The sequence below is a fragment of the Ahrensia sp. 13_GOM-1096m genome, from assembly GCF_000620605.1.
In the GTDB taxonomy this organism is placed as follows: Bacteria; Pseudomonadota; Alphaproteobacteria; order Rhizobiales; family Rhizobiaceae; genus Ahrensia; species Ahrensia kielensis.
This window is the reverse complement of record NZ_KK211156.1, coordinates 407,368-422,113: the sequence shown is the minus strand read 5'-3', so window position 1 is coordinate 422,113 and position 14,746 is coordinate 407,368. Positions and strand designations below refer to the sequence as shown.

At 47.6% G+C, this 14,746-nt stretch carries 13 protein-coding genes; 9 read left to right on the top strand and 4 right to left on the bottom strand.

Annotated elements, in window-relative coordinates; genetic code table 11:
* Window positions 1-5: 5 nt before the first annotated feature.
* The 6 genes from gcvP to N530_RS0115800 all read left to right on the top strand — a co-directional run bounded on the left by gcvP (window position 6) and on the right by N530_RS0115800 (window position 7,520).
* Window positions 6-2,843, top strand: coding sequence for an aminomethyl-transferring glycine dehydrogenase (gcvP, locus tag N530_RS0115825; RefSeq protein WP_026481507.1), 2,838 nt, complete (start codon window positions 6-8; stop codon window positions 2,841-2,843).
* Window positions 2,844-3,269: 426 nt separating this feature from the next.
* Window positions 3,270-3,683, top strand: coding sequence for a nucleoside diphosphate kinase regulator (gene rnk / locus N530_RS0115820; RefSeq protein WP_018688086.1), 414 nt, complete (start codon window positions 3,270-3,272; stop codon window positions 3,681-3,683).
* A gap of 153 nt (window positions 3,684-3,836) precedes the next feature.
* Window positions 3,837-4,370, top strand: a complete 534-nt coding sequence (locus tag N530_RS18355) for a hypothetical protein (RefSeq protein WP_026481506.1) — start codon at window positions 3,837-3,839, stop codon at window positions 4,368-4,370.
* 90 nt (window positions 4,371-4,460) lie between these two features.
* The gene (locus N530_RS0115810; RefSeq protein WP_026481505.1) at window positions 4,461-5,720 is read left to right on the top strand and encodes a D-amino acid dehydrogenase; all 1,260 of its coding nucleotides are present in this window, start codon (window positions 4,461-4,463) and stop codon (window positions 5,718-5,720) included.
* Window positions 5,720-6,814, top strand: a complete 1,095-nt coding sequence (gene alr, locus N530_RS0115805) for an alanine racemase (RefSeq protein WP_026481504.1) — start codon at window positions 5,720-5,722, stop codon at window positions 6,812-6,814. The genes N530_RS0115810 and alr overlap by 1 nt, the downstream gene beginning before the upstream one ends.
* A gap of 79 nt (window positions 6,815-6,893) precedes the next feature.
* Window positions 6,894-7,520, top strand: a complete 627-nt coding sequence (locus N530_RS0115800) for a 5-formyltetrahydrofolate cyclo-ligase (protein ID WP_026481503.1) — start codon at window positions 6,894-6,896, stop codon at window positions 7,518-7,520.
* 2 nt (window positions 7,521-7,522) lie between these two features.
* Here N530_RS0115800 and nagA read toward each other — a convergent pair whose 3' ends face one another.
* Genes nagA through N530_RS0115780 form a run of 4 tightly spaced genes read right to left on the bottom strand, consistent with a single transcriptional unit; the run spans window position 7,523 to window position 11,378 of the window.
* Window positions 7,523-8,671 carry an N-acetylglucosamine-6-phosphate deacetylase gene (gene nagA / locus N530_RS0115795; protein WP_026481502.1) on the bottom strand — a complete coding sequence of 383 codons (1,149 nt, stop codon included), beginning with the start codon at window positions 8,669-8,671 and terminating at the stop codon, window positions 7,523-7,525.
* Complete coding sequence (locus tag N530_RS0115790; protein WP_026481501.1) at window positions 8,668-9,699, bottom strand: SIS domain-containing protein; 1,032 nt, start codon at window positions 9,697-9,699, stop codon at window positions 8,668-8,670. Before N530_RS0115790 ends, nagA begins: the two co-directional genes overlap by 4 nt.
* Window positions 9,700-9,718: 19 nt before the next feature.
* Complete coding sequence (locus N530_RS0115785) at window positions 9,719-10,474, bottom strand: GntR family transcriptional regulator (protein ID WP_018688093.1); 756 nt, start codon at window positions 10,472-10,474, stop codon at window positions 9,719-9,721.
* Between the two features lies 1 nt (window position 10,475).
* Window positions 10,476-11,378 carry a BadF/BadG/BcrA/BcrD ATPase family protein gene (locus N530_RS0115780; RefSeq protein ID WP_162150967.1) on the bottom strand — a complete coding sequence of 301 codons (903 nt, stop codon included), beginning with the start codon at window positions 11,376-11,378 and terminating at the stop codon, window positions 10,476-10,478.
* A gap of 165 nt (window positions 11,379-11,543) precedes the next feature.
* Between N530_RS0115780 and N530_RS0115775 the strand changes: the two genes are divergently transcribed.
* The 3 genes from N530_RS0115775 (at window position 11,544) to N530_RS0115765 (ending at window position 14,744) form a co-directional block, all read left to right on the top strand.
* Complete coding sequence (locus tag N530_RS0115775; RefSeq protein ID WP_026481499.1) at window positions 11,544-12,458, top strand: N-acetylmuramic acid 6-phosphate etherase; 915 nt, start codon at window positions 11,544-11,546, stop codon at window positions 12,456-12,458.
* A 27-nt stretch (window positions 12,459-12,485) separates the two neighbouring features.
* A complete protein-coding gene (locus N530_RS0115770) occupies window positions 12,486-13,745 on the top strand; it encodes an ABC transporter substrate-binding protein (protein WP_026481498.1) in 1,260 nt (419 codons plus the stop codon).
* A gap of 72 nt (window positions 13,746-13,817) precedes the next feature.
* Entirely contained in the window at window positions 13,818-14,744 is a 927-nt protein-coding gene (locus tag N530_RS0115765; RefSeq protein ID WP_035267416.1) for a carbohydrate ABC transporter permease, read from the top strand.
* The last annotated feature ends 2 nt before the right edge of the window (window positions 14,745-14,746 follow it).

Below are 14,746 nucleotides of genomic sequence, written 5' to 3'. Positions count from 1 at the left end.
TTTAAATGTCTTTTGTTCCGACAAATTACGAGCCTTATGATTTTGCCAATCGGCGTCATATTGGCCCTTCCCCCGCTGAAATCGCCGAAATGCTCAAAGTCATCGGCGTTGATAGCCTCGACGAACTGATTGACCAAACCGTCCCGAAAAGCATTCGCCAAAAAGAGCCGCTCGATTTCGGTAAACCTTTGTCGGAACGAGACCTTTTGTGGCATATGCGTCAGGTTGCCAAGAAAAACGATGTTTTCACATCTATGATTGGGCAAGGATATTACGGCACGGTGACACCGCCTGCCATCCAGCGCAACATTTTGGAAAACCCTGCATGGTACACGGCATATACGCCTTACCAGCCTGAAATCAGCCAAGGCCGTCTTGAAGCCCTGCTGAATTTCCAAACCATGATTTGTGATCTAACCGGCCTCGATGTGGCCAATGCTTCATTGCTGGATGAAGGTACAGCGGCTGCCGAAGCAATGACGATGGCACAACGCGTTTCCAAGTCAAAAGCCACACAATTCTTTGTTGATGAAAACTGTCATGCGCAAAATATTGCCGTGATGAAAACCCGTGCTGAACCGCTCGGCATTGAGATTGTTGTCGGACCCGTTGACCAATTAGATCCACCAACGGTTTTTGGTGCGATTTTCCAATATCCGGGCACAAATGGCGGCTTGCAAGATTTCACATCGCAAATCGAAGCACTGCATAACGAAAAAGCGCTCGGCATCGTAATTGCTGATCCGATGGCACTTGCCTTGCTTAAAGAGCCCGGCGCAATGGGCGCAGATATTGCCGTTGGCTCAACCCAGCGCTTTGGCGTGCCTATGGGCTTTGGCGGGCCACACGCTGCCTATATGTCATGCCGTGATAGCTACAAACGCTCCCTACCCGGCCGTATTGTTGGCGTGTCGATTGATTCAAGAGGCAATCAAGCTTACCGCCTTTCGCTGCAAACCCGCGAGCAGCATATCCGCCGCGAAAAAGCGACATCGAATGTGTGTACAGCACAGGCACTGCTCGCTGTCATCGCCGGATTTTACGCCGTGTTCCATGGCGCTGAAGGGCTAAAAGCCATTGCTCAAGCTATTCATCTTAAAGCTGCGCGCGTTGCAAAAGCATTGTCTGCCAATGGCTTTGAGATCGAGCATAAAGAATTCTTTGATACAATTTGTGTCGAAGTTGGTCCTATGCAAGGCGCCATTTTGGAATCTGCGCGTGCACGCAAAATCAACTTGCGCAAAATTGGTACAAGCAAGCTGGGCATTTCCGTTGATGAAACAACGCGCCTTGAATCCTTATCCGATCTGCTCCAAGCCTTTGGCATTACCGATGGCGTAGAAGAAAAAGATCCAGATTATTGCCTGCCTGACACATTGGTCAGAACAACTAATTATTTCCAGCATGCGGTCTTCCAGATGAACCGTGCCGAAACGGAAATGATGCGTTACATGCGCAGATTAGCAGACCGTGATCTTGCGCTAGACCGCGCAATGATACCGCTTGGTTCATGCACAATGAAGCTTAATTCGGCAGCAGAAATGATGCCGATAACATGGCCGGAATTTGCCAACCTTCACCCTCATGCGCCGAGCGAACAGGTTGAAGGCTACAATGAAATGCTGACCGATTTGTCGGCCAAGCTATGCTTGATTACTGGCTATGACGCGATGTCTATGCAGCCAAACTCAGGCGCGCAGGGCGAATATGCAGGCCTTCTCACCATTCGCGCTTACCATCGCTCACGCGGCGATCAGAAACGCAATGTCTGCCTCATTCCAGTTTCTGCACATGGCACCAACCCTGCGTCCGCTCAAATGGCAGGCATGGAAGTTGTTGTCGTCAAATCAGCTGAAAACGGCGATATCGACATTGAGGATTTCCGCCAAAAAGCAAATCTTGCAGGCGATCGTTTAGCTGCGTGTATGATTACCTACCCGTCAACTCACGGTGTGTTTGAAGAAACAGTGCGCGATATTTGCGACATTACCCATGAGTTCGGCGGACAGGTATATTTAGATGGCGCGAACTTAAACGCGATGGTCGGCTTGGCAAAGCCGGGCGAGATCGGTTCTGATGTCAGCCATTTGAACTTGCACAAAACCTTCTGTATTCCGCATGGCGGCGGTGGTCCGGGCATGGGCCCGATTGGTGTCAAAAGCCATCTAGCACCCTTCTTGCCAGGCAATCCTTTGCAGGAAGAAGGCGCCGTTTCCAGCGCAAGTTATGGTTCAGCATCAATCCTGCCAATCAGCTGGGCATATTGCTTGATGATGGGCGGCAGCGGACTAACACAAGCAACCAAAATTGCGATCCTAAACGCCAACTACATCGCCAAGCGTTTGGAAGATGCATTTGGCGTGCTCTTTAAGGGACGCAATGGCCGTGTTGCCCATGAGTGTATTTTAGACACAAGGCCTTTTGCGGATAGCGCCCATGTCACTGTCGAAGACATTGCCAAGCGTCTGATTGATAGCGGTTTTCATGCACCAACAATGAGCTGGCCCGTTGCTGGTACATTGATGGTTGAGCCAACCGAAAGCGAAACAAAAGCCGAGCTTGATCGTTTTTGTGAAGCAATGTTGTCTATTCGAAATGAAATCGCTGCAATTGAAAGCGGCGAAATGGATGAGAAAAACAACCCTCTGAAAAACGCACCACATACGACAGCCGACCTGATTGCGGATTGGAATCGCCCCTATACGCGTGAAGCTGGCTGTTTTCCTGCCGGTGCATTTAGGGTTGATAAATATTGGCCATCCGTCGGCCGCATCGACAACGCCTATGGCGACAGAAACCTCGTCTGCACCTGCCCGCCGCTTGAAAGCTATATTGACGGATAGGCAACAGGTTTGTCTCGATTAACATCGAGAGATTCGTTTAACACATAACAGCGGTCCAATTTTATGGGCCGCTGACACATATATTATCATTGTTCTTTAAGCTTTATCTCACTCGTTCTATTGCGCTTTTCGTCTTATTTCAGAGCAGCGAAAAGACAACTTGACAGCTTTGGGCATTAATGTAGCTTTTAGGCATGAGAAACGTAACAGCACATATACGCTATTGCTTGAGGGTAATTCCGGCACGGAATTAGACCCCGAATCGTGCATTTATTGCATCGATATCGGGGCGCGTTAATCATCGGAACATCCGAACGACCAACAGCAAGTTGCTGTCACCCCACACCATTTATTTTATTATTGATCGTGAACGCGTGATTTTTTCTGCGCGCCACGATGCATTGAACATTGTGATACGAACGCGATATGACCTCATCATCTCCAAGAATAACAATTAGCGAATCTGATTACGCCAGACTGAGCGGTCTTGCTGAGGCAACAGCTAAATCGAACAGTTCAGTGGCTGAATATTTGATGTCGGAGCTTGATCGCGCGACGATCAAACCTGATCGTTTGGTCAAGCCGACCACAGTGAAAATGGGCTCCACCCTCACCTATGAAACAGACCATGGGGAGAGCAGAACCGTCACGCTCGTGTTCCCTGTCGATGCCGACATTTCGCTTGGCAAAATTTCCATCCTGACACCAATCGGTGCAGCACTAATCGGTCTGCGCGTCGGGCAATCAATAATATGGACAACGCCAACCGGTGATAAGCACCGGCTAACCATTACGGCCACCAGCACTGAACAAGAAGCTCCTGTTCAAGCGGCGCAGTAGGTCTGCTGATGTCATACCCAAAGTTCAATAGATTAGCGTTATCAGGAGGATGTCTGCTGGCAGGATACTAACCCCTGCGTTGCAAAAATGCAGCCAGGGGAACGGTTCAATTTTCAAATTAGAAAATAGCCATAAGGCACCAGGAGACTGATCGTGATTTTAAACGAATGTATTTTAACACAAAGCAATGCGGCCCTGCTGCAAAGGCTCTTTGATGCCCAGCATGCAAAAAACACTCCGTTTTCAATGCTCTTAAAAGCCAAATTAGAGAACGCGCAGATATGTTCCGAAAGTGATTTACCAGCGAATATCGTCACCTTGGATAGCCGCGTTACCTATAGCGTGAATGACGTTTTTACAGATACCCGCATTCTGTCAGCGCATCGCAGCAACGATATTGTTGGCCTATCTCTTTCGATAACAAACCTTAGAGGCCTTGCGCTTATCGGCCTCAAGGAAGGCGACTATTATCATTTAACAGAAGCAGGACAGGAAACTGATTTGCTTCACGTTAAAAAAGTTCGCTTTCAACCCGAAGCGCATCGGCAATTCTTAAAAGATTCTGTCGCAGAAAACTCGCCTTCAAAACGCCGCGCATCAATGAAGCTGGTTCATTCGGCAAATAGCCAGCATGACTTTATGACGCGAGCAGTTCGGCCAATTGTTGAAACGCCGGGGTATACTTGATCCTCCGGCCTTAAAATATAAACCACCCACCGCTACGCCTAGATGTTCATAGGAATCTAGGCCCAAGCGAAACATCAAGGTAAAAGTCGCATGAAAGTTATAGTTCTAGGTGCTGGAGTTGTCGGCGTAACAACAGCTTACTATTTGGCAAAATCAGGTCATGAAGTGCAGGTCATTGACCGCGCGCATCAGCCTGCAAATGAAACCAGTTTTGCCAATGCCGGCCAGATATCAGCGGGGTATGCCTCACCTTGGGCAGCGCCCGGCGTTCCACTTAAAGCGATAAAATGGCTTTTGATGAAGCATGGTCCGCTGCTGATAAAGCCAAGGATCGACCCAGAGCTTATAACTTGGATGATGCAAATGTTGAGAAACTGCACATCATCCCGATACGCACTTAACAGAAGCCGCATGGTGCCTTTGGCTGAATATAGCCGTGATAGTTTGAGATTACTTCGCCTAGAAAGCGGTATCTCCTATGACGAGCGCAGTGAAGGCACATTGCAGCTTTTCAGAACAGCCAAACAATTAGATAATTCTGCAAGCGACATCGAGATTCTAAAGCAGTTTGACGTCCCCTACCGCCTCATGGATAAAGCTGCCTGTTTGGAAGTTGAGCCAGCACTGGCACAATCAGCCGATCCGTTTGTCGGCGGTCTGCACCTTCCAGAAGATGAAACCGGTGATTGTCACATTTTCACAAAAGAACTTGCAGAAAAAGCTAAGCTCTTGGGCGTTGAGTTTCTATTCGACACCGAGATCAAACATTTAGAAGTTGATGGCGGCAAGCTAACATCTGTCGTCACGTCCAAAGGAAAACTGCAAGCTGATGCCTATGTTGTTGCACTTGGCACGGCATCCAGATCGCTTGTAATGCCTTACGGAATAAATCTGCCTATCTATCCGGTAAAAGGATATTCCATGACAGTGCCTATATCCGACGCTGATGCGGCACCCGTGTCAACGGTCATGGATGAAACCTATAAAGTGGCAATCACCCGACTTGGAGACCGTGTGCGCATTGGCGGCACGGCAGAGCTATCCGGATATGACAACAGCCTTGCCCTTAAAAGACGCGGCGCTTTGGAGCGTTCATTCACAAGCCTATTCCCAAATTCCGGCGACCTGAACAAGGCATCATTTTGGAGTGGCTTGCGCCCGATGACGCCAGATGGCCCACCAATCATTGGTACAACAAAAATCGAAGGGCTTTACCTTAACACAGGTCACGGCACATTAGGTTGGACAATGGCATGCGGTTCAGCGCGCGTTGTTACAGATATTATTGACGGCTCAACGCCTGATGTTGATACTGCTGGCTTAAGCTTAACCCGTTATCACGGAGCATAATGATGATGACCCGTGCAGGTGCGGTTCTAAATGTGAACTTGGCAGCAATTAGCGCAAACTATCAATATTTGTGCAAACAAGCCCCAACCACCAAAGTTGCTGCAGTCGTCAAAAGCAATGCTTACGGCCTTGGCGCTGAAGAAATTGCAACGCAATTACGATCAGACAAATGCGATACGTTCTTTGTGGCTCACCTTGAAGAAGGCATAAAGCTGCGCAAAGCACTTGGCCGCTCGCCCGAAATCTTCATATTAAATGGCATCCCCGATAATTATGCGGATGAGTTTCTGGCAAATCATTTAACGCCTGTCATCAACTCTCTATCGGACCTTGAACTTTGGATAGCGCTTGCCAAACAAACTGGCAAGTCGCTTACCGCCGCATTGCAATTTGACACGGGCATGTCGCGCTTAGGGCTATCTGCAAAAGACATACAAAAAATCAACGCTGATCCTTCTCTGATCGAAGGCATAAACATTGATCTTACGATGAGCCATTTAGCTTGCGCAGGAGATCCATCAAACCCTGCAAATGAGCAACAACGGCAAGCATTTGATGCGCTATGCAAAACGATGCCAAAAACAAAACGCTCGCTTGCCAATTCATCTGGTATTTTTCTATCCAGTGAATTTCACTATGATCTCGCACGCCCAGGCGCTGCACTTTATGGCATCAATCCAACAGGCGATTCTTCAAATCCGATGAAGCCTGTCGTCCAACTTCAGGCACGCATATTGGAAATACGCGATGCCGCCGTCGGCACCCAAGTTGGTTATGATTATTTATACAAAGCATCAACGCCGCGAAGATTAGCGACTTTGTCCATTGGCTATGCGGATGGCTGGCACCGACAATGGACTTCAGGCGCTATGTATGAGGGCATTTATCTGCCGGTCGTCGGCCGAATTTCAATGGATAGCATGGTTGTTGATATCACGGACGTGCCAGAGGCGCAGCTATCCAGAAACATGTTTGTCGACCTTATCAATACCGAACAAACACTCGACAAAATTGCAGATACCCAACACACTATTGGTTATGAAGTGCTAACCTCAATCGGAGAACGTGTTGAACGCCGATATTCCAACAAGTGAAATGTAATTTCATTTTGGAATTTTTGACATTTCGTTTCCACCGCGCGGACGCTTCACAGTTTATGCAGGAGGAGCTGACATGGAACAAGAAGACGATTCATCGCCTTGCTTTGCGCACACGCTGGTTGATGGCCATGTTGTTGACCCTCAAACGCGCCACGATGTGAGCGTTTTTCGCAAATCCAATCGCCAGCGTCTTTACGCATTAAGACAAAAGCCAACGCTTGAAGCGCGCCAAAGTGCAGCAAAAAACATTGCAGACCAACTCGACGCCATATTGGATGATATATCCGGCAAAACAATCGCGGCCTATTGGCCAATTCGTGGTGAGCTTGACTTGCGGCCTTGGATGAAAAAGGCAGTAGAGCAAGGCGCCAAAATTGCCCTGCCGGTCGTGGTTGAAAAGAACCAACCTGTTGAGTTCCACCTCTGGACACCGGATTGCAAAATGACCATTGGTAATTGGCGTATTCCGATCCCTGCTGATGCGGTAGCCGTAACACCAGACATTATCATTGTACCCCTGCTTGGTGTCGATAAAGAGCAATACCGCTTAGGCAATGGCGGCGGTTATTATGATCGCACCTTAGCGCAATTGCCTTCCGCAATGACCATTGGTGTTGGTCAATCCTTTGCAAAAATGGACACCATCTATCCAATGCCGTGGGATATTCCTATGCAGCGAATTCTACTGGCTGACACGTAAAATCAGACGACCTTATCGCCTGAACGCCAACAGCCGAGCAGCTCACCTTTGTCAGAGCGATGAACAAAACTTGCCGCGCCGCCAACTTTGATTTCGCCAAGACCAGATTTTGCGCCCATACAATTGGCCGGATAAAGTGTTGCCATGCGCAAGGCTTCATCGGCGCTCAATCCAATGACATCGCTCATATAATTTACAGCAGCGTTCATATCCAAATCTGCACCAGCAAGCGTACCATCACTTAATTCCAAACGGCCGTTAGCCCGTGTGATTTCCCGCCCCTTAAGAAAGAACGATTTTTGATCGGTACCAATGGTCGACATCGCATCCGTCACCAGAAATATCTTCTTACCGCCCTGCTTTGCATTCAGCGCAATTGTAATCACGGCAGGATCAACGTGAATACCGTCCGCGATCAATCCGGCATATAGATTTTCATTTTGCAAAGCCGCACCAACAAGGCCCGGTTCACGATGCGATAAAGCACTCATTGCGTTGAACAAATGGGTGACACATGTTGCACCGGCATCTGCTGCGGCCTGCGCATTTTGATAAGTCGTTGAGCTATGGCCTAAGCTGACAACAATACCCGCATCAGACAATGTTTTAATTTGTTCACGCGACACCGATTCTGGTGCTACGGTGATCATGATATGGGCAAGCTTTTGTTTTGCTGCCAATAGCTCATTCATATCGGCATCGCTCATGGCATGAATAAGCGCCGGATCATGTGCACCATGCTTGCCACTGTCCAGATGCGGCCCTTCCAAATGCAGACCTAAAAAGCCTGGCAGATTTTGCTCTTGAGCTAAAATCGCAGCTTCAATCGCTTGAGACGTTACCTCCGGCGTATCCGTTATAAGTGTGGGTAAAAGCGATGTCGTGCCAAACAAAGCATGCGCATCGCACATCGTGCGAATTGTATCGACCGTTGGGCTATCGTTAAACAATACGCCGCCGCCGCCATTAACCTGCAAGTCCACATAGCCGGGCGCAACATGCCCCGCATCAAGTGTGATCTGGTTGTCATCCACATCTGCAGAATCACAAATTTTTGCAATGATCCCGTCTTCAATAATCAGCGATTGATTCTTGCGGTGATTATTCCCATCAAACAGGTCAGCGCACGATAATGTCCATGTTTTACTCATACTGTTTCAGTCACCTTTTTAAGGTTCAAAGGTTCATCCGGATTGAAACCGCGCAAGCGCGATAATTCTTCGACAAACGAATAGAAAGATACAATCAGCAATAGCGGGTCAGTAAGTGGATGGCCCGTCGCTACATAAGGCAATTGCGTTGCCTTGCCCGAATTGCTGGATGTTGCATAAACATCGCCGCCGCGCGCGCATAAATCATCAACGACTTCTATCATTGAGCTTTCAGCTTTGTCGCGTGCAACCAGCGCAAGAACAGGATAGTTAGAGGACACTATAGAAACCGGACCATGCAAAACTTCCGCAGAGCTAAAAGCTTCACCCTGTAATTGGCATGTCTCTTTGAATTTAAGCGCAACTTCATTGGCAATCGCAAAGGCTGGACCACGTCCAAGCACATAGAGGCGGTCTTGCCTTAACAGACGCTTTGTTAGTTGGTCCCAATCTGTTTCAAGCGCTTGCTTTGCCAGTTCAGGCAGTTTTTCAACCGCACTCAAAAGCGCTTCGTCTTTCTGCCAATAAGCCAATAACATTAGGCCAGAGACAACCGAAGTGATGAATGTCTTTGTGGCTGCAACGCTTTCTTCAATACCGGCATGAATATCAATTGTGTAATCGCTGATATCTGCCAAGGGCGATTTGGGTGTGTTCGTAAGCCCAATCGTCAGCGAACCATTTTTGAGCGCAGTCTTGACCATGCTAACAATATCGGGGCTTTGGCCCGATTGAGAAATGCCTATACAAGCCGTTTTCTGCAGCTTTAAATCAGCACCATAAATGGAGCTCACCGAAGGCCCAATTGATGCAACAGGCGTCTGCGCGGTCAGTTCAATGGCATATTTAAGGTAGGTTGCCGCATGGTCAGATGAGCCCCGCGCAACGGTGCAAATAAGATTGGGCTCCAATGCACGCAATTCAGCGCCAGCATTCATGATACTATCGCGCGAGCTACGAAGCAGTTCGCTTAAAGCATCAGGAATGCCTTCAACTTCAGCACGCATTTTAGTTTTAAAATCAAACATTCAATTCGCCCTCGGATATTTAGAGCTGTAATTCCGCGACAAAATCATAAGCATCGCCGCGATAAACAGATTTGGTAAATTCTACGACTTGCCCATTTTCAAGATAGGCAACCCTTTCAATGCGCAAACCAGCCGAACCATCTTCAACATTCAAAAGTCCAGCATCTATTCCAACCAGAATGTCTGCGGAAATGCGCTGTACGGCTCGAAATGGCTTTTTGCCGATCTTATGCAAATACTCATAAAGTGAGCCGTCAATCAGGTTAGGATCAGCAATAATATTTGACGATATGGATACGCGCTCAATCGCCAGCGGTTGATCATTGGCAATTCGCAAGCGCGCGATACGCACAACGGCGCTTGTTGGGCTAATCCCCAACGTCATGCTCTCTTCTGGCGACGGCACATATATGCCCTTGTCGAGCCATTCTGATCTAGCCACCAATCCGCGCCGCTCCATATCCTCACTAAAGGATGTAAGCTTCGAAAGTGATTGTTGGACCCGCCCAAATGTCGGCGCAACAGACGTTCCAGACCCTTGCCTTCTGATAACAAGTCCGTCTTTGACAAGTTTCTCGACAGCTTTGCGAACAGTGACGCGGGACAAATTGCTTATGCTTGCCAATTCACGTTCAGAAGGAAGCGCAGCGCCCTCTTTCAATTCTCCAGATAGAATTGAATTTTCAATATGTTGGCTAAGTTGAGAGTATAATGGCCCACCATTCTTTTTCAGCCAGTTATCTGGAGCAAGTACCTGCAAAATATCTGCGGACATTTTACAAATCCTTCCCTGAAAAACTTTGAATGGCTAGACTAACAGCACCGCTAAGCGCATCGCCCTTTGCCGCAATAAGACGTGTTTTATAATCGTCGCTAAGGCGTTTTGCATAAACAGCGCCAAGGCCACCAATCATGCAAAATTGACTGTCAGCATCCGGTAAAATTCGATCAAGCGTTTCTTCGATATTGGCAATTGCCTGCTGCATGATGTGCAAACCAACAGTGTCGCCCAAATCAGCATATTCAAAAACCAGCGGCGCATAAACGCCAAAATCGCCAGGCTTGGCAGCTTGCGCAAATTCAACAATTTTTTGCGGATTATTTTCGAACTGATCTAAAACTTTTTGCGTTAAGTCAGAGCCAGCATGGATATCGTCATAAACGAGCAATGCTTCTTGCAACAACGCCCGCCCTAGCCAAGCACCGCCGGATAAATCACCGACGACAAAGCCCCAGCCGCCAATCGTTTTTTCAACACCATTATGCCTGAACTGGTAAATGGAGCCTGTACCAATGATTGCAGCAGCGCCATCGCCAGAGCCAACAGCGCCCTCTAGCGAAATATGAGCATCGGTTTCAATGATCATATTCTCAAACGGCAAACTTTGCCGTAGTTTTTGATTTTGCGCTTCATATTCAGCGCCCGCGAGCCCCATATAAATTGGAATTTTATGCAGCACTTCGGCAGATATACCAGCTTCAAGCAAAGCCTCTGTGCAACATTTTAAAATGTTACCACGCGCAACATCAACACTCGACATGACATTGGCAGAACCGGCTTTGGCATATGATAAAGGATTACCGTTAGCGTCGCAAAGACACGCCCTGCAGCCTGTCCCCCCGCCATCAACACCCAAGTAATATTTTTGACCCTCAACCATACCAGCGATATAAACCAATTTAATACCACATCCAATAGCCAAACATAAAAATTATCACAACGAATTACTAATCATCTGAATTTTATGCGTTTTTTTACTTATCATAAGAGAAACGGTTAAAAATGCTAAGTTTTACTAGACAGATGGTATTGTTTTGGTATTAGATAATCACGGAGGAATTCAATGCAAAAAGTTAAGACAGAGTTAAAAAGCGAATTGGCGCAAGGCATTGACACGCTCGACTCCGCTCAAGCGCTTGAAGCGCTGCTCGGCGGTCAAATTAACGCTGTTAACGCACTGCAATCCTGCATCCCCGCCATTATTAAAGCGGCAAAAGCCGCCACATCATCAATTCGGTCTGGCGGTAATCTATGCTATGTTGGTGCGGGCAGCTCCGGCCTAATGGCTCTATCAGACAGCTTAGAAATATCCGGCACTTTTGGCGTATCAATGAGCCAAATTAAAATCCTCTTTGCTGGCGCCCCAGATACGCTTGTTGATATGCGCGGCGGCGCAGAAGACGATACTGATCTTGCCAAAACTGACGTTAAAGACACAAATTTAAAAGCTGGCGACTGCGCCATTCTCGTTTCTGCAAGCGGAAACACGCCTTATACGGTTTCAGCGCAGCATGAATTAAAACAGCTGGGCGTTACGACAATCGCTATCGCCAATAACAATCCCAGCGAACTTTTAAACAACGCCGACATTGCAATTCATTTGGATACGCCGCCGGAAGTCATTGCCGGCTCAACCAGACTGGGTGCTGGCACAGCGCAGAAAATTGCATTGAACATGATCTCTACCCTTATGGGTATTGAGCTCGGGCATATCCACGACGGGCTTATGGTAAACCTCAAAGCCGATAACGCAAAACTAGTCGAGCGTTCATTGAGCATGGTGAAAGACATTGCCCAGTGCGATCTAAGCACGGCGAAAAATACGCTCCAGCAAGCAAAAGGCAATGTTAAATTAGCCGTGCTTCTGGCGGCGGGAGCCCAAAATGAACATGCAGCAGAACGCATGTTAATTGAGCATGGAGGCGTTCTCAGAAGATGTTTGGAGGAAATCCGGTCTGACGAGAACATTAACGCATAATTTTATGCATCAACAGGGAGTAAGCAAATGAAACACAAATCGTTCAAGGCAATTTTGATTGCATCGACAATATTTGGCAGTGCAGGCTTGTCATATGCTCAAGACGCTACATTGACTATTGAAAGCTGGCGCAATGATGACTTGTCAATCTGGCAGGACAAAATCATTCCAGCGTTTGAAGCAAAGCACCCAAACATCAAGCTAAAGTTTACCCCATCAGCCCCTGCTGAATATAATGCGGTTTTGAACTCAAAGCTTGAAGCAGGTTCAGCTGGCGACCTTATCACGTGCCGCCCATTTGATGCGTCATTATCTCTGTTTGAAGCGAACCAGCTTGCACCGCTTACAGACCTAGAAGGCATGAGCAACTTCTCAGACGTTGCCAAATCAGCATGGATCACCGACGACGGCTCAACACCGTTCTGCGTACCAATGGCGTCTGTTATTCATGGCTTCATTTACAATGTAGAAGCATTTGAAGATGCAGGCGTAGAAGTGCCTGAAACCGAAGCTGAATTCTTTGCAGCGCTCGATGCGATCAAAGAAAAAGGCAACTACATTCCACTTGCTATGGGCACGAACGACCAGTGGGAAGCTGCAACAATGGGCTACAACAATGTTGGTCCAAACTACTGGAAAGGTGAAGAAGGCCGCAACGCTTTGATTAAAGGCGAGCAAAAACTTACCGATGAGCCTTGGATTGCTCCATTCCGCCAGCTGGCAAAATGGAAAGATTACCTTGGTGACGGTTTTGAAGCGCAAACTTACCCTGACAGCCAAAACCTCTTCACGCTTGGCCGAGCAGCTGTTTACCCAGCCGGTTCTTGGGAAATTTCAGGCTTCAACACAAACGCACAGTTCAAAATGGGCGCATTCAACCCACCTGTGCCAAATGAAGGTGATACATGTTACATTTCTGACCATACCGATATCGGCATTGGCATGAATGCAAATACGAAACACCCAGAAGCGGCAAAAGCATTTTTGAACTGGGTTGGTTCAGAAGAATTCGCAAGCCTATATGCCAATTCACTTCCTGGCTTCTTCCCGCTGTCTAAAGCAGCTGTAAAAATGGAAGATCCACTTGCTCAGGAATTCATTTCTTGGCGTGAAAAGTGTGAGCCAACAATCCGCTCAACGTACCAGATTTTGTCACGCGGCACACCAAACCTCGAAAACGAGACTTGGAACGCATCAGTGTCCGTTATCAAAGGTGCAGAAACACCTGAAGAAGCTGGCAAGCGTCTACAAGATGGTCTTGCATCTTGGTACGATCCACAAAAATAAGCATTTAAAATGATTGTGGGCCGCGCATTTCGTGCGGCCCGCTTCACGCCATTCAACAAGCTGGAAAAACTCATGCAAAAACCGATCAGCAAGCCTCCAATCCGTTGGCATATCCCTGTCTTTCTTGCTCCAGCTTTTTTGATTTACACGGCCGTTATGGTCATTCCATTGCTTGGAACGATCCAGCTTTCCTTATTCAGTGATATTGACGGTGAGCAGGTTTTTGTTGGCCTTGCCAATTTTAAAACACTTCTGGGCGATCAGCATTGGTCTCAACAGTTCTGGAACGCTCTGCTCAATAATACGTGGTTCTTTGTCATTCACATGCTGGTTCAAAACCCAATCGGCATTTTGCTTGCAGCGCTACTCAGCAGCAACAAGCTACGCATGAAGGCTTTCTACCGCACATCAATTTTTATCCCGACAATCCTTTCCTTCGTGATTGTTGGTTTTGCATGGAAGCTTATTTTGAGCCCTATTTGGGGTGTTGCACCAAGTATGTTGGATGCAGTTGGTTTGAAAAGCCTATTCACACCGTGGCTTGGCAAAGAAGAATATGCCCTCACCACACTTGCGCTGATTTCCGTTTGGCAATTTGTCGGCATTCCAATGATGCTGATCTATGCAGCTATGCTATCCATACCAGATGAAATTTTAGAAGCCGCCGAATGTGATGGCGTAACCGGAATTTCACAATTTTGGAAAATCAAACTGCCGCTCATTTTGCCATCAATCGGCATTATCTCGATTTTGACTTTCGTAGGCAATTTCAATGCATTCGATTTGATATATTCTGTCCAAGGTGCGCTGGCTGGTCCAAATTTCGGAACCGATGTACTTGGCACATTCATGTTCAGAACATTCTTCGGATTTCAGCTGCAATTGGGCGACCCTAATATGGGCTCCGCAATCGCCTCGATCATGTTTATCATCATTCTTATCGGCGTATCGATATACCTCTTTGGTATTCAAACACGCCTTCGCCGATACCAGTTTTAGGA

Coding starts and splice junctions, on each gene's coding strand:
- gcvP (WP_026481507.1), top strand. CDS start 6: ATGTCTTTTGTTCCGACAAATTACGAGCCTTATGATTTTGCCAATCGG.
- rnk (WP_018688086.1), top strand. CDS start 3,270: ATGACCTCATCATCTCCAAGAATAACAATTAGCGAATCTGATTACGCC.
- N530_RS0115810 (WP_026481505.1), top strand. CDS start 4,461: ATGAAAGTTATAGTTCTAGGTGCTGGAGTTGTCGGCGTAACAACAGCT.
- alr (WP_026481504.1), top strand. CDS start 5,720: ATGATGATGACCCGTGCAGGTGCGGTTCTAAATGTGAACTTGGCAGCA.
- N530_RS0115800 (WP_026481503.1), top strand. CDS start 6,894: ATGGAACAAGAAGACGATTCATCGCCTTGCTTTGCGCACACGCTGGTT.
- nagA (WP_026481502.1), bottom strand. CDS start 8,671: ATGAGTAAAACATGGACATTATCGTGCGCTGACCTGTTTGATGGGAAT.
- N530_RS0115790 (WP_026481501.1), bottom strand. CDS start 9,699: ATGTTTGATTTTAAAACTAAAATGCGTGCTGAAGTTGAAGGCATTCCT.
- N530_RS0115785 (WP_018688093.1), bottom strand. CDS start 10,474: ATGTCCGCAGATATTTTGCAGGTACTTGCTCCAGATAACTGGCTGAAA.
- N530_RS0115775 (WP_026481499.1), top strand. CDS start 11,544: ATGCAAAAAGTTAAGACAGAGTTAAAAAGCGAATTGGCGCAAGGCATT.
- N530_RS0115770 (WP_026481498.1), top strand. CDS start 12,486: ATGAAACACAAATCGTTCAAGGCAATTTTGATTGCATCGACAATATTT.
- N530_RS0115765 (WP_035267416.1), top strand. CDS start 13,818: ATGCAAAAACCGATCAGCAAGCCTCCAATCCGTTGGCATATCCCTGTC.